This is a genomic window from Sphingomonas sp. DMC8, from assembly GCF_056314185.1.
The window spans coordinates 25,789-45,862 of sequence record NZ_JBQUYV010000001.1 but is presented as its reverse complement, the minus strand read 5'-3'; the positions used below and the strand labels follow the sequence as shown (position 1 = coordinate 45,862).

The window sequence follows — 20,074 nt, the reverse complement described above, 5'->3', positions numbered from 1 at the left end:
GCGCTACCCAATCGAGTGCCGGCAGGTCAAATCACCCGGTTGAATTGTGCGAATGCCGGACGCGGCGAGCGCGGGAAGATCGTCGACGGATCGCCTACGCCGAGCGTGGAGATGAAGTTCGACTTCACGCCCGGTTGATCGGCAAAGAAGGCGGTATCGACCGCCGCATTGTCGAAGCCCGACATCGGCCCGGTGTCGAAACCCAGCGCGCGCGCGGCGATGATGAAATAGGCGCCCTGCAGCGACGAATTGCGGAAAGCCTGTTCTTCGCGCGCCTGCTCGTCCGGAAACCAGTCCTTCGCTTCGGGAGCATGCGGGAAGAGTTCGGGCAGATGCTCGTGGAAGTTCACGTCATAGCCGATGATCACACTGGCCGGCGCCTTGCGGATCTTGTCGGCATTGGCACCGCTGGCAAAGCTCGCCAGCTTGTCCTTGCCTTCCTGGCTCAGGATCCACACGAACCGCGCCGACTGCTGGTTTACCGAGGTCGGCCCCATCTTGAGCAAGTCATAGATGCGTTCGATGTCCGCCTGGGTAACCGGCGCGTCGGTATAGCCGTTATAGGTTCGCGCGGTGCGGAAGATCGTGTCGAGCGCAGCATCGTCGAGCGGGTGGCCCATGGGCAGTCCTTTCGTGGGGAGGGGAAGGCGATGGGAGGCGCGCGCTCAGATAGCGCGCACCTCGGTCACTTCGGGTACATAATATTTGAGCAGCTGCTCGATGCCGTTCTTCAGCGTCGCGGTGGACGAGGGGCAACCCGAACAGGCGCCCTGCATCTGCAGATAGACCTTGCCCTGATCGAAGCCGCGATAGACGATGTCACCACCGTCATTCGCAACGGCCGGGCGGATGCGGGTGTCGATCAGTTCGCGGATCTGGGCGACGATATCGGCGTCTTCCGGATTGTCTCCGAAATCGGCGCCTTCCGGCGGCACGCTGAACCCGGCACTACCCTGGCGGAACAACGGCATATTGGCCGAGAAATGATCGAGCAGGATGCCGAGCACATCGGGCTTCAACCCGCTCCATTCGACGCCCGGCGCAGCAGTGACCGAAATAAAGTCGCGACCGAAGAACACGCCGGTAACATCCCCCAGCCCGAACAGCGCCTCGGCCAACGGAGACGCTTCCGCCTCCTCCGGGCTGGCAAAGTCGCGCGTGCCGACCTCCATCACCACCCTGCCGGGCAGGAACTTGAGCGTCGCGGGGTTGGGCGTGGCTTCGGTTTCGATCAGCATGGCGCTCACATGGGCGCGTCCTTGCGCGGGATCAAGCGGGTGCAGCGGAAACGGTGCGTTGCTGCGAAGAAGCTGAGGCAAGGCATCGCTTGGCACCTCCCTGCAAAAGCAGGGCGATCGCATATGGGCGGGAGGAAAACGGCACCTCGGACATCTCCGTCAACAAGGGAGGAGCTTACGAAGTGACCTCCCCCTCGCCGCGCGTATCGTGTAGGCCCACCGGCGATGTTTCGTCGTCCGCTCGCCGCTTCGCTGCTCCTGGGTCTCCTTTCCGCGACCGGATTCGCGCCGCTCGAATGGTGGCCGGTCGCGCTGCTGTGTTTCGCGGGCCTGTTCGCGCTGGTCTATCGCGCAACCAGCGTCCGTTCGGCGCTGCTGCGCGGCTGGCTGTTCGGGCTCGGCCATTTCACGCTGGGCGACAACTGGATTCAGCACGCCTTCGATTTCCAGGACAAGATGCCGCCAGTGCTCGGCTATTTCGCGGTGGTGCTGCTGGCGGTGTACCTGGCGGCCTATCCGGCGCTGGCATTCGGGGCGGGATGGCTGTTCGCGCGCACCGTCCGTCCGCGATCGGGCTGGGTCGAGCCCGATCTGGGCTATGTGCTGGCGGTCGCCGCCGCCTGGACCGCCACCGAATGGCTGCGCGGTGTCGCCTTCACCGGCTATCCGTGGAATCCGGTGGGCGCGCTGTGGGTTCCGGTGTCGGGCGTGCGCAACCTGGCGACGCTGACCGGCACCTATGCGCTGTCGGGACTGACCCTTGCGCTCGCCGGCAGCCTCTATCTTGCCAGTCAGCGTCAGTATCGCGCCACCGGGGTCGCGCTCGTCGCGTTGCTCGCGCTCCATTTCGGCTGGTCGGACCGATGCGACCGCATCCGCTGCATCAGCACCGCGAGCGGGACCGAAGCGGTGATCGTCCAGCCGAATATCGGCCAGGATGCCGTCAGCCGCCCGGATTATGCCGAATATCTTCTCACGCGGATGCTGGCATTGAGCGGCAAGCCCGGGCCCTTGCCGCGACTGGTGGTGTGGCCCGAAGGCATGGTCGATTATCTGGTGGAGGATGGCTATCCGCCCGCCTGGTATCGCCAGGATCCAAGGCTTGTCCGCGCCCGGATCGCGGCGGTGCTCGGCCCCTATGACCATGCGCTGATCAGCGGCAATGCACTGGAATTCGGGCCCGACGAGCGGCTGAAGGGCGTCGGCAACTCGGTCTGGTCGCTCGATCCGGCAGGGATTCTCGGCGGCCGCTATGACAAGGCGCATCTGGTACCCTATGGTGAGTATCTGCCGATGCGCACGCTGCTCGCGCCGCTGGGCCTTGCCCGGCTGGTGATGGGTGATGTCGATTTCCTGCCCGGCCCCGGCCCCCGCACGATCGACGTGACGGGGTTCGGCAAGGCCGGCATCCAGATCTGCTACGAGATCATCTTCTCGGGTCAGGTCGTCGATCCGGCCAACCGCCCCGATTTCCTGTTCAACCCCTCGAACGACGCCTGGTTCGGCAGCTGGGGGCCGCCGCAGCATCTGGCGCAGGCACGGCTGCGCGCGATCGAGGAAGGGCTGCCGATCCTTCGGTCGACCCCCACCGGCATTTCCGCGCTGATCGATGGCCATGGCCGCCTGCTCGGCACCGTACCCGCCAGTCAGGCCGGCGCGATCCGCCTGCCCCTCCCCCGCCCGCTGTCGCCGACATTGTTTTCGCGTGTCGGCAACTGGATGGTCCTGCTGGTTGCGGGACTTATGGGATTGTTCGCGATTGCCAATCGGCGGCTGGCCCGCTAGGGAGCACATATAAGGAAAGCTTTATATGGGCATGGCAACGGCCCGGCGATCCTTTCCCAAGCTGAGGAATTTACATGCGTTCCAACTATCTCTTCACGTCCGAGTCGGTTTCCGAAGGCCATCCTGACAAGGTCGCGGACCAGATTTCCGACTCGATCGTCGACCTGTTCCTGTCCAAGGATCCCGAAGCCCGCATCGCCTGCGAAACGCTGACCACCACGCAGTTGGTCGTCCTGGCCGGCGAAATCCGCTGCAAGGGCGTCTATGAGAACGGCGCCTGGGCACCGGGCGCGCAGGAAGAGATCGAAAAGACCGTCCGCGAGACGGTGAAGCGCATCGGCTATGAGCAGTCGGGCTTCCACTGGCAGACCTTCCGCTTCGAGAACAACCTGCACGGCCAGTCGGCGCACATCGCGCAGGGCGTCGACGCTTCGGGCAACAAGGACGAAGGCGCCGGCGACCAGGGCATCATGTTCGGTTTCGCCTGCGACGAGACCCCGGACCTGATGCCGGCGACGCTCGACTACAGCCACAAGATCCTCGAGCGCATGGCGGCCGACCGCCACTCGGGCGCGGCGCCGTTCCTCGAGCCGGACGCCAAGAGCCAGGTCACGCTGCGCTTCGAAAACGGCAAGCCGGTTGCAGCGACCGCCATCGTCGTCTCGACCCAGCATGCGCCGGGCTATGACACGGGCGACAAGGAAGCGGAGCTCCACGCCTATGTGAAGAAGGTCGTGGCGGACGTGCTCCCGGCCGAACTGCTGTCGGATGCGACCGAATATCACATCAACCCGACCGGCTCGTTCGAAATCGGCGGCCCGGACGGGGACGCGGGCCTGACCGGCCGCAAGATCATCGTCGACACCTATGGCGGCGCTTCGCCCCATGGCGGCGGCGCGTTCAGCGGCAAGGATCCGACCAAGGTCGACCGTTCGGCAGCGTACATCACCCGCTATCTCGCCAAGAACATCGTCGCGGCCGGCCTTGCCAAGCGCTGCACGATCCAGCTCGCCTATGCGATCGGCGTGTCGAAGCCGCTGTCGCTCTATGTCGACACGCACGGCACCGGCACCGTCGGCGACGACAAGATCGAGCAGGCGATCCAGAGCATCGAGAAGCTGGGCGGCCTCACCCCGCGCGGCATCCGCACGCATCTGGGCCTCAACAAGCCGATCTATCAGCCGACCGCCGCGTACGGCCATTTCGGCCGCAAGCCCGAGGGCGATTTCTTCCCCTGGGAGCGCACCGACCTGGTCGAGGATCTGAAGGCCGCGCTCGCCGCCTGATCCCGCACCGCTTCGCGATCAAAGGGGCTCCGCCGGCACTGCCGCGCGGGGTCTTTTTGTTTCGGTAGCGCAATTTGACGGGCCGGAACCGCCCGTTCCGTATTGCTCCCTATAAGAGTCGTTGGGCCGCCCGCACGGCCCGTCGCAAGGAGCAGGACATGGATCGGGTAGCGAGCCCGCGGCCGGCATCGGCGCCAGGCCTCACCATCGCCTTTCGTCCGGTCGTCGACCTCGTCGGCGCACGCCCCTTTGCCTATGAGGCGATGCTGCGCGGCCCCGGTGGCGAAAGCGGGGAGGAAATCTTCGACATTCTCCCGGCCGATCGCCACGCCGAGCTGGACCGCCGGGTGGCGGGCGCCGCCGTGCATCACGCCATGGCAGCGGGCCTGGGGAGCACGAGCGCCCGGCTGATGATTCCGATCCATGTCGGCGAGGCGAATGCGCCGGCGGCAACGCTCGACACGGCGGTACAGGCCGCCAAGAAATGCGGACTCCCGCCCGAGCGCATCGTGTTCGCCATCCATGGCTATACCCATGTCTCAGGGCCCCGGCTGGCCGATCTGGTCGGCAGCCATCGCCGCGCCGGATGCCTGACGGCCTTTATCGGGCTGGGCCATGACCCGGTCGGCTTCACCCCCTGTGTCCGCTATCGCCCGGCGATGGTGCGGCTCGACTGCGATCTGGTCGACGGAATCGACGGCAGCTGGTCGCGGCGACTGGTGCTGGAGGAGCTGACACCGCGCCTCGCCAAGCACGGCATCCGGATCATCGCCGATGGCGTGTCGCGTCCGTCGGTGTTGCAGCGGTTGCGCAGTTTCGGCATCTTCTATGCGCAGGGCGAGCTGGTCGCGCCGCCCCAGATCGGGGCGCTGCCTGAACACCGCATAGAACAGGCTGCCGCCGCCATCTGACTCGACTGCGCAACCCTGCCGGACGAATCTGCGCTATAATGAAGGTGCGGGGATCGCGTTCGGGAGCATGGTGATGCTTCAACAGGTCGATCGAGCCGAGTCGGTGCGGGCACCGGCCAGAGAATTGTTTGCGATGGCGTTCCAGCCGGTCGTCAACACCGACACGCGCTACGTCACTGCCTATGAGGCGACTTTCCGCGGACCGGAGGGCGAAAATGCCGCCCGCTTCGTGGAGACTCTGCCCGAAGAAATGCGCCCCACCTTCGACCTGCGCTGCCGTATCGCGGCCATCGAACAGGCGCTGGAGCTTGGCATCATCGAGCGCAAGACCCGGCTCGCGGTGAAGGTGATGCCCACCTATATTCACGACCCGCTGGCCGATGCCGAGCGGATGCTGCGAATCGTCCGGCGGCTGGGATTCCCCGCCCGCGAACTGGTTTTCGAATTCAGTGATCGCGATCATCTCGAAAGCGAGAAGATGCTCGCGTTGGTCAAGGCCTATCGCAAGCTGGGCTTTCTGGTCGCCTTTGATGATTTCGGCGCGGGTGACATGGGGCTGGATCTGTTGTCGATCCTTACCCCGGATACCCTCAAGCTGGCGCCCGAGCTGGTCCACAGCCTCTCGGGAAGCTGGGCGCGGCGGCTGGTGGTCGAGCGCGTCGTCGATATTGCCCGCAGCAGTCGCATTCGCCTGATCGCCGAAGGCGTAGAGACAGCGGCCGAACATGCCCGTCTTCGCGCGCTGGGCGTCACGCTGATGCAAGGCACGCTGATCGCGCCGGCACAGATCGGCGCGCTGCCGCCGCCGCGTGCCCGCTTCGAGGAAGCCTGACGCGCCCCATGCTCCGGCAGCCCGGCCGGGTTGTGCCGGACTCAGGGAAGTTACGGAGAATCCCTATGGGGGAGAATCCGCGTGGGCGACGCACGGAATAGAGGCACCGGAAACCTGTTGTTAACCATTATTCCATGCTCGGACAGGGCCGGGCTGGACAGGGGTTTACAATGCTCGACGCACTCCAGATCGAGGTACATTTTCAGCCGGTGCTGCCCGCAGGCGCACACCCGCCCCTCGCCTGGCACGCCGAGACCCGGGTGCGCGGCGTGGGCTATTCGGCCGCCGCGGCCGCACTTCCCCCGGAATTGCGGTCCGGCCTGCAGGCCCGCCGCGTCGCCGAGACGTTCGAGGCCGCAATCGCCGCCGGGTTGCACGAAAGCGGCGCGCTGCTGATCGTACCGATCTGCGCCGCGGCAGGCGATCCCGAGGCGATGCTGGCGCATCTGTTTCGTACCGCCCTGATCCACCGTTTCCCCACCGACCGGCTGGTGATCGAAGTAAGCGCCGACGAACGCGCCGACCGCGACCGTGCCGCCGCGCTGGTGCAGGCATGCAGCCGACGCGGGCTGATGGTGGGGCTCGATTGTTTCGCCGCCGGCCCGGTGGCGCTGGGGCTGCTCGCCCATTTCACGCCGCAACTGATCCGGCTGGACCCGGCGCTGGTGCGGCGGATCGACGCGAGCGAACCGCGCCGCCGGATCGTCGACAGCATCCTGCGGCTGGCACGTGGCATGGGCGTCACGGTGATCGCGCCGGGCGTCGAGCATCGCGGCGAATTCGAGGCCGCGACCGCGCTGGGCATCCGCCATTTCCAGGGAGACTGGAGCGAAGCCACCGCCATTCAGCCCCTCCCCCAGCCGCAGCCACTTCGCCGCGAGCCGCGCAGCACCCAGCCGGTGCATCGCCGCCTCGCCCATCATCAACGCGCCGCGCCGATCCGCCCGTTGGCGCCGATGCCGGGGTCGGCCCAGCTCGCAGGCTGACATGCTACGGCGCGCAGGCGAGTTGCCTGTCGCGCCGCCCGCGCCTATGCGCTGCGGCCCATGGCCGATCCCACTACCATCCGTCGCCTTTATGGCCGCCGCCAGGGGCACAAGCTGCGCCAGGGCCAATCCGCCCTGGTCGAGGAATTGCTGCCGCGCCTGAGCGTGCCCGATACCGGCCCGCTCGATTCCAGGGCGCTGTTCGGCGACGACCGCCCGCTGGAATTCGAAATCGGCTTTGGCGGCGGCGAACATCTCGCCGGCCAGGCGGCCGCGCGGCCGGACCATGGCTTTATCGGGTGCGAGCCGTTCCTGAACGGCGTGGTCGGCGCGCTCAACCATATCCGCGACGGCGACCTGTCGAACGTGCGGCTGCACATGGGCGACGCGCTGGAAGTGATGGAGCGGCTGCCCGACGCCAGCCTGAGCAGGGTCTATCTGCTCCACCCCGATCCCTGGCCCAAGGCGCGCCACGCCAAGCGCCGCATGGTCAATCACGGCCCGCTCGACCTGATCGCCGCCAAGCTGAAGCCCGGCTGCGAATTCCGGCTGGGTACCGACGACCCCACCTATTGCCGCTGGGCGATGATGGTGCTGGGCCAGCGCCGCGACTTTGTGTGGCAGGCGCAGGCGGCGCAAGACTTCCTTACCCGCCCCGCCGACTGGCCCGAAACGCGCTACGAACGCAAGGCGCGCCGCAAGGGGCATGAGGTGTGGTACTTCCGCTACGTGCGGGTCTGATCGCTCCTGCGCCCTAGGCCAACGACGAATCGGCTACCCGTCAGACATCGGTCTGTCGGCTGAATGATCCTTGTGCCGCGAGAAGCTTTGCTTTTTCGCGTCATAAATGCGCGATCTCAAAGGAGCCGACCAAGCTACTATCCTGGAGCCATTTTTCCTCGAGAACTGGCCGATCCCCCAGCTCGCGCGCAATAAAATATCGTATAATATATTTGAAATATTATATTTGCGCTGTTGCACTGCCGCGGGAGCAACAAAAGGGGTCCATCATGCGTTACGTTTCGAGGCAGTCCGGGGCTGCTGCAATTGCCACTGTCCTTGCATCGCTGCTTTGCTCGACCGCCTATGCGCAGGTCGCGACGCCATCTGCCGATGCATCCGCCGCCGAGGCGAACCCCGAAGGGACAGCGGAAGTCCTCGTCACCGGCACCCGCATTCGCCGAGCCGATCTGTCCAGCAACAGCCCGCTCACGGCGGTAAGCGCGAAGGAACTCAGCCTTCAGGGTGCGAACAACGTAGAGAATGTACTCAACCGGCTGCCGCAATTCACGCCCGACGCCAACGAGAATGTCTCGAACGGCTCCAACGGTACCGCGCAGGTAAACCTTCGCAATCTGGGTTCCAATCGAGTCCTTACGCTCATCAATGGCCAGCGGTATCTGCCGACCCAGGCGACCGACCTGAACTTCATCCCCTCGGCGATCGTCGACCGGATCGACGTGGTGACCGGCGGCGCCTCCGCTGTGTACGGCTCGGACGCGATCTCGGGCGTGGTCAATTTTATCGTGCGCGACCGGCTCGAAGGCTTCCGCATGGATGCGCAGACGAGCCTATCCGATCACACGAACAACAACGATTTCATCCGCTCGATCGTCAGCGGGCGGGGCTATACCAACGCACCGCGTCATGTGTTCGACGGCGCCAAGCAAGACATCAACGCCGCGCTGGGCCACAGCTTCTTCGACGGCCGCCTGAACCTTACGGTCTATGGTGGCTACCGGCACACCGAGCCGGTGTTGCAATCCAGCCGGGACGTCTCTGCCTGTTCACTCAGCAGCACTGGCACCTCGTTCAGCTGCGGCGGATCGAGCAACACGCCCTATGGTACCTTTGTCCCGCTGGGCGGCCCGAACGCGGGCACCAAGTACAGCAACAACATCGACGGCACGAAGACCTGGACACCCTACGTCACTGCCGTCCACGCATATAACTACGCACCGCTCAATTACATCCAGCGCGTCGACGATCGTTACAACGCCGGCGGCTTTTTGCATTTCGATATCAGCAGCGCCGCGCAGCTATACGGCAGCTTCATGTACATGAAGGACAAGACCTTCTCGCAGATTGCGCCGTCTGCGCTTTGGCTGGGGCAGACCTATGCCGTTACCTGTAACAATCCGCTGATGAGCAGCAGCCAGCAGCAGATGCTTTGCGGCAGCAATGCGGGCACTGCCGCTACCCAGAACACCTTTATCGGCTATCGCCTCGGCGGCAACGGAACGCTGCCGCGGCGCGACGACCTGCAGCACAACTATTACCGCATGCTCGCCGGGCTGCGGGGCGATCTGGGCCATGGCTTCGGCTACGATGTCAGCGTGATGCATTCGGTTGCCTTGTACAACGAACGCTTCCTCAACGACGTCAACGTCACCAAGGCCCAGCGCGCGCTGCTTGCCGTCCCCGATGGAAAGGGCGGCGCCGTTTGCCAGTCGGTGCTCGACGGATCGGACAAGAACTGCCTTCCGATCAACGTTTTCCAGGCGGGAGGTCTGACCGGCACGCAGGCCAGCTATCTATACGCCCCCAGCCGCACCTGGGCGCGCAATACGCTGGATGTCGTGACGGGCACCATTACCGGCGATCTGGGCACCTATGGCATCAAAACGCCGTGGGCGCACGACGGCCTGAGCATCGCGCTGGGCGGCGAGCATCGTCGCGAAACGCTGTTCTTTACCGGTGACGCAATCGCAAAGCAGAACGGCACGCAGGATTCGGACGGCATCATCTCCGTCAACGAAGGATTCGGCGAATTCGAGCTTCCGCTGGTGCAGGATGCGCCCTTCGCCCGCGCGATCTCGCTGAACGGCGGTTTCCGCTACTCGTCCTATACCAACCGGCAGGATTCGACGCACTCTTCGTCGAGCTACAACACCTTCACCTACAAGACAGAATTGAGCTGGCAGGTGATCAATGCCGTGCGCCTGCGCGCGAGCTATAATCGCGCCATCCGCGCACCGAATATCGGCGAACTCTTCTCCAACCTGTCGCTGGGCAACGTCAGCACCCAGGATCCGTGCGCCGGGCCCACCCCCTCCGCCTCGCTGGCGTCCTGCCAGCTCACCGGGGTTACCGCCGCGCAATATAATGCCCATTCGATCATCGAGTGCCCGGCGGACACGTGCACTGCCCAGTTCGGCGGCAACCGCGGCCTGAAGCCGGAAAAGGCGGATACCTATACGGTCGGCATCTTGGTGGCACCGCGCGGCGGACGCAACTTCTCGTTCTCGCTCGATTATTATCACATCAAGGTACTCAACTATATCGGCAGCATCGATCCGAACACCACGATCAACGCCTGCTTCCAGACCAAGAGCCCCTATTATTGCGGCCTGTTCCATCGCGATCCGATCACCGGCGCCATCTTCGGCACCGGCTATGTCGTCGCGACCACACTCAATACCGGGTTCCTCAAGACCTCCGGTCTGGACGTGACGGGCGACCTCACCTTCCATCTCGGCAAGTTTGGCACGCTGAACACCAATCTGGTGGGCAGCTATCTGTTCGATTCGGTCAGCCAGCCGCTGCCCGGCGGCAGCACCTATGATTGCAAGGGGCTGTTCGGCTATTCCTGCGGCCAGCCTTCGCCGGCGTGGCGGCATACCGTGCGCACCACCTGGGCTCCCAGCGACGTGTTCAACCTCTCGCTCGCCTGGCGTTATATCGGCCCGACCTCGCTCAATTCGAGCACGCCGGACCCGATCGACCAGCACCTGGCCGCGTATAACTATTTCGACCTCACCGCCTCTGCAACGATCGGCAAGAACCTGTCGCTGCGGATCGGTGCGAACAACCTGTTCGACAAGAACCCGCCGGCACTCGACTCCGGGGTTCTGGTGTCCTTCGGCAACGGCAACACCTATCCCGGCGTGTACGACACGCTCGGCCGTCGCCTGTTCGCCGGCGCGACGGTGAAGTTCTGACCTCGTATCGTGCCGCCACTCAATCGGGTGGCGGCACCTTTTACCCGCCGAACAGCGCAGCCACCGCCAGCCGCGCCGCAACGAGCAGCGCCGGGCAGCGTGCCACGCTCACCGGTCGATCCCCTCCTGCGCGCGGATGCCGGCGCGGAAGGCGTGCTTGACGTCGCCGATGCTGCTGACGGTATCGGCTGCCTCCACCAGCGCCTCGTGCGCCGCGCGGCCGGTGATGACGACATGCTGCATCGCCGGGCGGGCGAGAATCGGCGGCAGCACCTCGTCCAGTTCCAGATAGCGATAGGTGATCAGGTAAGTCAGCTCGTCGAGCACGACCAGGCTGATCGCCGGATCGGCCAGCGCGGCCTTGGCCTTTTCCCAGCCCGCGCGGGCGGCGGCGATGTCGCGCTGGCGGTCCTGCGTTTCCCAGGTGAAGCCTTCGCCGCAGCGTTCCCATACGACATCGGGATGGCCGGCGAAGAAGGCGCGCTCGCCCACTTCCTCGGTGCCCTTGATGAACTGGAACACCGCCGCCTTGCGGCCATAGCCGAGCGTGCGCGCGACCATGCCGAAGGCGCTGGACGACTTGCCCTTGCCGTTGCCCGTCAGCACCAGCAACAGGCCCTTGTCCTCGATGGCGGCGGCGATCTTCGCATCGACCACCGCCTTGTGCTTCTGCGCGCGTTCACGGTGCTGGCGGTCGCGCGCTTCCTCGGTGAGGTTCATCGTGCGCGCACCCGGCGCAGGTCGGGCCGCAGCGCCAACAGTGCCGCTACTGTTCCGGCGGTCGCGGTTGCCCAGATCAGCGTCGCCAGCAGCGTCGGCGGATAATAGCGGGCAATGCGCGGCAGGAGGCCCGCCAGCGTCGGCGCGTCGAACCGGCCGCTCAGAAAATAGAAGCCGCCGCTCGACAGCAGCTCGGACACGAAGCTTGCGGCAATCAGCACCAGCGCGATGGCGGGCAGCGCCGCCAGCCGCACACCGGCACGATCGCGCATCCAGCGCCCGGCGAACCACATCACGCCGTACGCCGGCACCAGCATCGCATAGGCGGCGGTGAAGCAGAAATCGGACTGGCCGAACACGCGGATTACGACCACGTCGATCGCGAAGGTCAGCGCGAACAGCGCCGCGAACGCCAGGGTGCGCGGCACGAAGAAGCCGAGCACGAAGAAGCTGGCCAGCGCCGTCTCGGGCAGATGCACGAACGGGCTGAGCGAATGGCTGCGGGTGACGAGCGTCACCAGTGCGAGCAGCGCAAAGACGATGCGCTGGAAACGGGGGGTATCGATCATGGCATTCTCCCGGAACAGGGGGTGGAATGGCCGTTGCCGCCGCGCGGGCGGGCAAGGGGAAGCGGCGATGCACGGGCGGCATCGTGGCTGAGAGATCAGGTCAGCGGTGCTTCGACATCGGGCTTCCCTTCGGCAACAGACACGGCTTGTCGTCCGCCAAGGGATAGCCCTCGTCCGCCCGGTACATCCCGCCCGCGCGAAGGAACGACGGTACCGGGCCGGTTTCCTGACTTGCCGGATCGTCGCGCCGTCGCCGCCTTCTCGGGGGCCAGGCCCCCAATGGCATGATGGCGATGCGCTCACCGGCTACAGTTGCGGGAGCAGTGCCGGATTAAGCGGAGAACCGCCGCCCGGACTTCCCGATTAAGCCCTTTCGGGCACCCGTTACGCCGCCCGTGATAGGCGCACCACGCGACGGGCACAAGCCAGCGTGCCGGCTGCTTACTGCGCGCTGCGCCCGCGTACGATCTCTGCTTCGACGGCGACCAGCTGATCGCGAGTGATGTCGGCGATGGTCCGGGCGCCGGTGAGGATCATCGTCACCCGCAAGTCGGCCGCGATCAGCTCCAGCAGATGTTCGACGCCGGCTTGCCCCCGCGCCGCCAGCGCGTAGACATAGCTTCGGCCGAGCAGGACGCCCTGTGCGCCCAGCGCCAGCATCCGCGCCACGTCCAGCCCGGAGCGTATGCCCGAATCGGCAAGCACGGTCATGTCGCCCGCAACCGCGTCCGCCACATAGGGAAGCGCGCGCGCGGTGGGGATCGCACCATCGAGCTGGCGGCCGCCATGGTTGGAAACGATGATGGCATCTGCCCCCAGCCGTGCGGCGTCGCGCGCATCCTCCGGGTCCAATATGCCCTTCAGGACCAGCTTGCCCTTCCAGCTCTCGCGAATCCATTCGAGGTCGGACCAGCGGATCGAGGGATCGAAATTCCGCGACAGGAAACCGGTATAATCCTTCATCCGCATCCGGCGGCCGGTATAGCGCTCGATATTGCCGAAGGAGAGCGGCCGGCCCAGCACGCCCACGTCGAGCGCCCAGCGCGGATGCATCACCGCTTGCATGTACTGACGCAGCGTGGCGCCGCTGCCCGCCATGCCCGAATGACGATCGCGATAACGCGAACCCGGCGCCGGCATGTCGACCGTGAAGACCAGCGTCTTCATGCCCGCAGCCCAGGCCCGCTCGAGCGAGCCCTGCATATAGCCGCGGTCCTTGAGCACATAGAGCTGCGACCAAAGATCGCCCTCGGCATGTTCGGCGACTTCCTCGATCGAGCAGACCGATACTGTGGACAGGATATAGGGAATGCCCTTCGCCGCCGCCGCCCGCGCCGCCTGCACTTCGCCGCGCCGCGCATACATGCCGGTGGCGCCGACCGGGGCCAGCGCGAACGGCAGCGCCCAGTGGCTGCCCAGAATTTCCGTACCCAGGTCAGGCTCGCCCACGCCGTGCAGCACGCGCTGGCGAAGCGCGACGCCCTGCAATTCGGTCACGTTGCTGTGCATCGTGCTTTCGGTAACGGCACCGCCATCGATATAGTCGAACAGAAAGCGAGGCAGCCGGCGCCGGGCGGCTTCCCGATAATCGGTGGGTGCGGAAATGATCATGGCGCCGCCCCGTTAGCAACAACCGGAACGCCGCAAAAACGAAATATGGGAGGCCTTCGATTCCGCATCGTCGGCGCGCCGCCGCGCCGTGCCAATGGCACAGTCGGACTTTTCCGACTTAACCCATTGATCTTATTGAAATTGAATGGCGGAGACGGAGGGATTCGAACCCTCGGTACGAGTAATCCCCGTACGGCGGTTTAGCAAACCGCTGGTTTCAGCCACTCACCCACGTCTCCGGAAAGGGCCTGAGGGCGAGCCCTATAACGAAGCGATGCGGGGGGATCAACCGGTAGAACCACCCGAACGTGAAATCGACTCGGGTTATCGCCCGTTCATTGCAGCGACAGCCGCTTGGCTTTAGCGTCTCCGCACATTTTGGGGGTGGAATTGACGATGCGATTGCGTTCTCTGGCGTTTTGGTCGGCAGCTGCGCTGATGGGCCTGGCGACCGTGCCGGCTGCGGCGCAGGTCACGACCGTGGACCCCAACGCGGCGATCGATTCGGACCTGCGCAGCCCGCCGCCGCAGGCGACGACGGCGCCGGCGGATGCGCCCACCTATCCCCCGGCCGACAATCCCCCGCCTCCGCAGCAGCAACCGCAGCAGGACATGCAGGCCGCGCCGCCCGCCGCCGCTACCACGGCGCCCCAGCCTGGCGACAATGTCCGGCAGCAGGCGACCGATACCTTCGCGCAGGACGACGTGCTTTCCGCCGCAGAGGGCGTGTTCGGCAAGGGCGCCTCGGGCCTCGCCGGCCTCATCGAGAAGATCCTGAAGGATCAGGGCCAGCCCAATGCCTATATCGCCGGCAGCGAGGCGGCGGGCGCGATCGGTGTCGGCCTGCGCTATGGCAAGGGCCAGATGTTCCACAAGATCGAGGGTCAGCGCCCGATCTACTGGACCGGCCCGTCGATCGGCTTCGACGTCGGCGGCGATGCCAACAAGGTGTTCGTGCTGGTCTATAACCTCTACGACACGCAGGACATCTACAAGCGCTTCCCGCAAGGCGAAGGCCGCGTCTATGTCGTCGGCGGCTTTTCCGCTTCGTATCTGCGCCGCGGCGACATCGTGCTGATCCCGGTGCGCCTTGGCGTCGGCTGGCGGCTGGGCGTGAACGCCGGCTATATGAAGTTCAGCGAAAAGCAGCGCTGGCTGCCCTTCTGATCGCGGACGGGCGGGGCCGCACACTGGCCCCGCCCCGTTTGCTCAACCGAAGTCGACCGCTTCGAACCGTACCGGCTCGCCGGTCGCCGCCTCGGCGAGTTCGGCTTCCCACATCACCCGGTTGCCGCGGATGATCGTGCCGACCGGTCGCCCGGTCAGCGTCATGCCGGTGAACGGCGACCAGCCGCAGCGCGATGCCAGCCAGCTTTCCTCCACCGTCCAGCGCGCCTTCAGGTCGACCACGGTGAAATCGGCGTCATAGCCCGGCACGATCCGCCCCTTGCCGACAATGCCGAAGATGCGCTGCGGCCCGGCGCTGGTCAGGTCGATCAGCCGCTGCAGCGTCAGCCGCCCTTCGGCGACATGGTTGAGCATCAACGGCAGCAGCGTCTGCACCCCGGGCATGCCGCTGGGGCTGTCGGGATAGGCCCGCGCCTTTTCCTCGCGCGTATGCGGCGCATGGTCCGATCCGAGCACGTCGGGCACGCCCTGGCGCAGCCAGTGCCACAGCCCGTCTCGATGCGCGCCCGAACGAATCGGCGGGTTCATCTGGGCATAGGTGCCGATCGCGGGATAGGCTTCCTCGCCCGCCAGCGTCAGATGCTGCGGCGTCACTTCGCAGGTCGCGATGTCCTTGTGCTGGCCCAGCAGCTCCAGTTCGGCCGGCGTGGTGACGTGGAGCACATGGATGCGCCGCCGGGCCTCGCGCGCCAGCCGCAGGATGCGCCGCGTCGCCAGGATCGCGCTTTCGTCGTCGCGCCACACCGGATGCGAAGCCGGGTCGCCCGGCACCCGCTCGCCCAGCCGTTCCTGCATGCGGAACTCGTCTTCGGCATGGATCGCCACGCGCCGATGGCCCGACGCGAGCACGCGCGCCAGATTGGCGTCATCGGAGACCAGCAGGTCGCCGGTCGAGGCGCCCATGAAGATCTTCACCCCCGCCGTGCCGGGCAGCCGCTCCAGTTCGGCCAGCGCCTCGGCATTATGGTTGGTCGCGCCGACATAAAAGGCATGGTCGCACCACATGCGATGGTGCGCGCGCCGCAATTTGTCGGCCACCGCCTCGGCGCTGTCGGTATTGGGCTTGGTATTCGGCATTTCGAACACTGCGGTCACGCCGCCCAGCACCGCCGAGCGGCTGCCGCTTTCCAGGTCTTCCTTGGTCTCCAGCCCCGGCTCGCGGAAATGGACCTGACTGTCGATCACGCCCGGCAGCACGTCGAGCCCGGTGCAGTCGATTACCTCGCCCGCATCGCCGACATCCCCGACCGCGACGATCTTGCCGCCGCTGACGCCGATATCGACTTCGGCCGGACCGGAAGGAAGGTGGACGCGGCCCCCGCGCAGTTTCAGTTCGACGTGCATGATCCTCAGCCTCTTTCCCGTGGCGCCACGGAGCCCTACCTGTTCGCCATGGCCAATACCAGCACCCGCCTAGCCTCCCGCGCCCTGCTCCGCCTGTCGGGCGACGACGTGAAGGGCTTTCTCCAGGGACTGCTCACGCAGGACATGGCGAGCGTAACGCCCGAAGCGCCGCAATGGGCGGGGCTGCTGACGCCGCAGGGCAAGGCACTGTTCGACTTCCTGCTGTGGCCCGATGGCGACGCGATCCTGATCGATTGCGAGGCCGAGCAGCGCGAGGCCCTCGCCCGCCGCCTGACACTCTATCGCCTGCGCCGGCCGATCACGATCGAACCGGTCGACGGCACCGTCCACTGGTCGCCCGAACCCGGCCGCGGGGTACCCGACCCCCGCCTGCCCGAACTGGGCTGGCGCTGGCTTGGGGACGCGGAGGGCGATCCCGCCGACGATGGCTGGCGCGCGCACCGGCTGGCGCTGGGCGTGACGGAGGGCACGGCCGAACTCGGCCAGGACCAGACGCTATGGCTGGAATGCAACGCCGCCGAGCTGCACGGCGTCAGCTTCACCAAGGGCTGCTATGTCGGGCAGGAAAACACCGCGCGGATGCACTATCGTTCCAAGGTCAACCGCCGGCTGGTGGTGGCCCCCATCGCCGAGCCAGGACCGCGGACGCGCGTGCGCTATCCGGATCTGGGGCTGATGGTGGAACTGCGCCGGGTCGAGGAACTGGGGGATGCGCGCGTGCCGGGGTGGTGGGGGTGAGCAGGGGCGAATGTATCGTCGATACGATACATCCTATTCGAAGCTGAACGGAATCGTAAACGCCCGTTCCGTCTCTGCAAGTTGAACGGGCGGCGCCGGGAAAGGCGCGGCCCGTTCAACCGTCCGCATCGCGAGCCGGTCCAGCATCGGATTGCCGCTGCCGCTCCGCACGGCGAGCCGGCGCAAGCGTCCGCCAGCGTCGATTTCGAACTCCAGGAGCACCGTTCCCGCCAGCCGAATCCCCCGCGGCCGGCGTGCGGCGATATGGCGCCACAGCCGCGTGGCATAATCACTGCGTAGCGATCCGCCGTCGCGTGGCGGCGGGCTCACCTGCGAAGATTCAATGACTGCGGGCTGGGGCGGTGGGACCGTCGGCGCAGACACGGTTATCGCCGGGGAAGCGGTGGGCGCCGCCGGAGGAACCAGCGCCCGCGGCGGGGAAACGGCCGCAACCGGCAAGCGCGATGCTCGCCCGGGCAACGCCCGCGGCGTGCGATGCCTTGACGACGGCACCCGCCGGACAGCCGGCTCCGGCACCGCGAACACCGCAATCGCCGTATGCCGCTTTGGCGCAGGCAATCGGTCCGGACGTTGCGCCAGCACCAGCAGGGCGAGGCCGGCAAGCGCCAGTCCGGCCCCGCCCAGCCCGATCGGCGGCACGGATGCGGGGCGGCGATACCGGGCCGCCCCGCCCGTCTCAGAACGCCTTGCTGATCTGGACATTCAGACTGCGGCCCCGCCCCGGCACCGGGCGAAGCGCACCCGTCGCCTGATAATCGGCGATCGATTGGCCGCCGAGCGGCAGCGCGTAGCGCGCATCGAACAGGTTGCTGACATCGAGCCCGAGACGGAATCCCTTCCAGCTATAGCCCGCACCCAGGCTGACAAGGGCATAGCCTTGCGTCTTCGGTTCGTTACGTGTGGCATCGACCCGGTCCTTGTCCGCCACGGCCTGCACTTCCGCAAAACCGTCCCAGCCCCGCGCGGCGGCGTGCACGCCGATCGTCGCATTCAGCGGCATCTGGTGATATAGCGGCTCGTCATCGGTCAGGTTTTCGCCGTGCAGCCAGCTGGCAGCCACGTCGATCCACGCGCTGCCGCCCGCGCTCCCCTGCCACAGCGATGCCCGGCCGCTGAGGTCGACACCATAAAAGCGTGCTTCACGGTTAGCGAACTGCAACTGCACGAACCCGCTCGGCATGCCCATCATGTTCCTCAGGTCCGCCAGCTTCACCACATCGATATAATCGGCGACGTGCGTGAAATAGGGTGCGATGCGCAACGACCAGGGCGACTTGCCTTTCCCCGTCACTGTCACGGCCGCACTGACGGTATCGGCACGCTCCGGCTTCAGGTTTAGGTTCCCGACATAGCCGTTACCGTCCCCGAACCAGCCGATCATCGTGCTCGCCATGGCGCCCCGTCCCCATGCATAGCGCTCGTACAAGGTCGGAGACCGCACCTTGCGGGCATAGCCAAGATCGATCGCCACCGCTCCCGCCGGACGGTATTGCAGCATCGCCGATCCGCTCCAATTGCTGTCATGCCGGGCGTGGCCGGCCGCGTTGAATGCGGCGGCGGCCATGGTGTCGGCCATCTGCATCATGCCTGTGCCATAGGGTGCGACATCACCGGTGTTCATCCACACCTGGTCGTTGCGGATGCCGATGGTGGTGTTCAGACGGTCGTGCCAAGCCGACTTCACTTCGACGAAGCTGCCCAGCCGGTCGCGATGCGCGCGGTTGATATTGATGAACGTGCCCGGTCCCATCATCATGCTGCCGGCCACCGGTGGCCACAAGTCGTTCAGCCACTGATGATGCAATTCGCTGCCGAACCCGATTATATGCATCGAAGAAACGGGGGCATTGACCTTCAGCGTATAGCCCGCGCTATGACCGTCCGTGTCCATCGGCATGCCGCCGTCCGCGGTACCGCCCTTGTCAGCCAGGAAGTTCATTTCGTGCCGGACATTGCGGTACTGGACCCGCAAATCGACATCTCCCCAGCCGAATACCCCCAGATAATGGCCGTTGACGAACCACGAGCGATTGTCCGTCATGTCCATATACTGGTTCGGAAATCCCTCATAGGGAGCGTATTGATAGCCGCCACGCAACTCGAACAGGCCCGCGCCGGTCTGCGCCGCGAGCGCAAGGCTGTGATCGGTCTTGGCGAATTCGGTCGAGCGAACCACACCGGCATTGCCGCCGCCCTTGTAGTTGTCCGACTGGGTGTACGAACCGGCATAGCTCAGGCTGAGGCTGCGGGTGGCGACAGTGACGGTTCCCGACCCACCAAAGCCGTCGCCGTTCGAGCGGTAAAAGGCCGTGGCCCGGCCGGTAACCAGCGTGTCGCCGTTCGTTGCAAAGCGTGGCGCAGGGCTGTCCACCGCAATGGCGCCGCCGATGCTGTCGCCGCCCATGCTGACCGGCGTTGCGCCGGTCAGCATGGCAATCGAACCGATCGTCTGCGGATCAGCATAGGACAGGGGCGGGTTCATGTTATTCGGGCAGACCTCGTCGATCTTCACCCCGTCGACCAGGATCGATACCCGCTGATTGTCCAGCCCGCGGATTGTCGGCAGGCTCGAAACGCCGCCCGCGCCGAAAGCCGACACGCCGGGAAGCTGCGCCAGAATCTCGGCGACGTCGCTGCTCCGCGCAGTCCAGGAATCCAGCATCGCGCGGGATACCGGCATTACCGTGCCCGGATCGGCGGCAGAACCGACATCGACCTGGGGCAGCGGCGTTGCCTGCTGGGCAAAGGCAGGCGCCGTCATGCAGAGAAAGGAAATGCTCGCCAGCAGCGTGCAACGAAGTGATCGCGCGGTCGCGCGCGACGAGAGGGAAATGGTCATTGCTGTATCTCGACTAAAGCCGCGCGGCGCGCGTGCGCCGCAGG

17 protein-coding genes, 1 tRNA gene and 1 riboswitch are annotated in these 20,074 nt (G+C 65.8%); of the genes, 9 read left to right on the top strand and 9 right to left on the bottom strand.

Annotated elements, in window-relative coordinates:
* Positions 1 to 26: 26 nt before the first annotated feature.
* Entirely contained in the window at positions 27 to 620 is a 594-nt protein-coding gene (locus ACT53K_RS00235) for a malonic semialdehyde reductase (protein WP_476226515.1), read from the bottom strand.
* A 45-nt stretch (positions 621 to 665) separates the two neighbouring features.
* The gene (locus ACT53K_RS00230; protein WP_476227260.1) at positions 666 to 1,238 is read right to left on the bottom strand and encodes a NifU family protein; all 573 of its coding nucleotides are present in this window, start codon (positions 1,236 to 1,238) and stop codon (positions 666 to 668) included.
* Between the two features lie 225 nt (positions 1,239 to 1,463).
* Between ACT53K_RS00230 and lnt the strand changes: the two genes are divergently transcribed.
* From lnt to ACT53K_RS00195, 7 genes are all read left to right on the top strand, one after another.
* Positions 1,464 to 3,023, top strand: a complete 1,560-nt coding sequence (gene lnt / locus ACT53K_RS00225) for an apolipoprotein N-acyltransferase (protein WP_476226514.1) — start codon at positions 1,464 to 1,466, stop codon at positions 3,021 to 3,023.
* A gap of 74 nt (positions 3,024 to 3,097) precedes the next feature.
* Entirely contained in the window at positions 3,098 to 4,309 is a 1,212-nt protein-coding gene (gene metK / locus ACT53K_RS00220; protein ID WP_476226513.1) for a methionine adenosyltransferase, read from the top strand.
* A gap of 158 nt (positions 4,310 to 4,467) precedes the next feature.
* Positions 4,468 to 5,220, top strand: coding sequence for an EAL domain-containing protein (locus tag ACT53K_RS00215; RefSeq protein WP_476226512.1), 753 nt, complete (start codon positions 4,468 to 4,470; stop codon positions 5,218 to 5,220).
* Between the two features lie 73 nt (positions 5,221 to 5,293).
* On the top strand, positions 5,294 to 6,052 hold the full coding sequence (locus tag ACT53K_RS00210; protein WP_476226511.1) for an EAL domain-containing protein: 759 nt from the start codon (positions 5,294 to 5,296) through the stop codon (positions 6,050 to 6,052).
* Between the two features lie 170 nt (positions 6,053 to 6,222).
* On the top strand, positions 6,223 to 7,038 hold the full coding sequence (locus ACT53K_RS00205; protein ID WP_476226510.1) for an EAL domain-containing protein: 816 nt from the start codon (positions 6,223 to 6,225) through the stop codon (positions 7,036 to 7,038).
* Between the two features lie 60 nt (positions 7,039 to 7,098).
* Positions 7,099 to 7,779, top strand: coding sequence for a tRNA (guanosine(46)-N7)-methyltransferase TrmB (gene trmB, locus ACT53K_RS00200; RefSeq protein WP_476226509.1), 681 nt, complete (start codon positions 7,099 to 7,101; stop codon positions 7,777 to 7,779).
* Between the two features lie 269 nt (positions 7,780 to 8,048).
* Complete coding sequence (locus ACT53K_RS00195) at positions 8,049 to 10,979, top strand: TonB-dependent receptor domain-containing protein (protein ID WP_476226508.1); 2,931 nt, start codon at positions 8,049 to 8,051, stop codon at positions 10,977 to 10,979.
* Positions 10,980 to 11,087: 108 nt separating this feature from the next.
* Here the strand turns inward: ACT53K_RS00195 and cobO are convergent, their stop codons facing one another.
* From cobO to ACT53K_RS00175, 4 genes are all read right to left on the bottom strand, one after another.
* Positions 11,088 to 11,699, bottom strand: a complete 612-nt coding sequence (gene cobO, locus ACT53K_RS00190) for a cob(I)yrinic acid a,c-diamide adenosyltransferase (RefSeq protein ID WP_476226507.1) — start codon at positions 11,697 to 11,699, stop codon at positions 11,088 to 11,090.
* Complete coding sequence (locus tag ACT53K_RS00185) at positions 11,696 to 12,268, bottom strand: hypothetical protein (protein ID WP_476226506.1); 573 nt, start codon at positions 12,266 to 12,268, stop codon at positions 11,696 to 11,698. The genes cobO and ACT53K_RS00185 overlap by 4 nt, the downstream gene beginning before the upstream one ends.
* Before the next feature lie 199 nt (positions 12,269 to 12,467).
* Positions 12,468 to 12,668: riboswitch (cobalamin riboswitch) on the bottom strand.
* Positions 12,669 to 12,709: 41 nt separating this feature from the next.
* Positions 12,710 to 13,879, bottom strand: a complete 1,170-nt coding sequence (lldD, locus tag ACT53K_RS00180) for an FMN-dependent L-lactate dehydrogenase LldD (RefSeq protein ID WP_476226505.1) — start codon at positions 13,877 to 13,879, stop codon at positions 12,710 to 12,712.
* Between the two features lie 146 nt (positions 13,880 to 14,025).
* Positions 14,026 to 14,118, bottom strand: a tRNA-Ser gene (locus ACT53K_RS00175).
* A gap of 157 nt (positions 14,119 to 14,275) precedes the next feature.
* Here ACT53K_RS00175 and ACT53K_RS00170 point away from each other — a divergent pair.
* Complete coding sequence (locus tag ACT53K_RS00170; protein WP_476226504.1) at positions 14,276 to 15,046, top strand: DUF1134 domain-containing protein; 771 nt, start codon at positions 14,276 to 14,278, stop codon at positions 15,044 to 15,046.
* Positions 15,047 to 15,088: 42 nt separating this feature from the next.
* Here ACT53K_RS00170 and ACT53K_RS00165 read toward each other — a convergent pair whose 3' ends face one another.
* Entirely contained in the window at positions 15,089 to 16,411 is a 1,323-nt protein-coding gene (locus tag ACT53K_RS00165) for a dihydroorotase (RefSeq protein ID WP_476226503.1), read from the bottom strand.
* A 48-nt stretch (positions 16,412 to 16,459) separates the two neighbouring features.
* Here ACT53K_RS00165 and ygfZ point away from each other — a divergent pair, with 48 nt between their 5' ends.
* Entirely contained in the window at positions 16,460 to 17,170 is a 711-nt protein-coding gene (gene ygfZ, locus ACT53K_RS00160) for a CAF17-like 4Fe-4S cluster assembly/insertion protein YgfZ (protein ID WP_476226502.1), read from the top strand.
* A 33-nt stretch (positions 17,171 to 17,203) separates the two neighbouring features.
* On the opposite strand, the gene ACT53K_RS00155 is transcribed toward ygfZ, so the two are convergent.
* On the bottom strand, positions 17,204 to 17,500 hold the full coding sequence (locus ACT53K_RS00155) for an energy transducer TonB family protein (protein ID WP_476226501.1): 297 nt from the start codon (positions 17,498 to 17,500) through the stop codon (positions 17,204 to 17,206).
* Between the two features lie 367 nt (positions 17,501 to 17,867).
* Positions 17,868 to 20,030: a TonB-dependent receptor gene (locus tag ACT53K_RS00150; RefSeq protein ID WP_476226500.1), complete on the bottom strand. Its 2,163-nt coding sequence runs from the start codon at positions 20,028 to 20,030 to the stop codon at positions 17,868 to 17,870.
* Between the last annotated feature and the right edge of the window lie 44 nt (positions 20,031 to 20,074).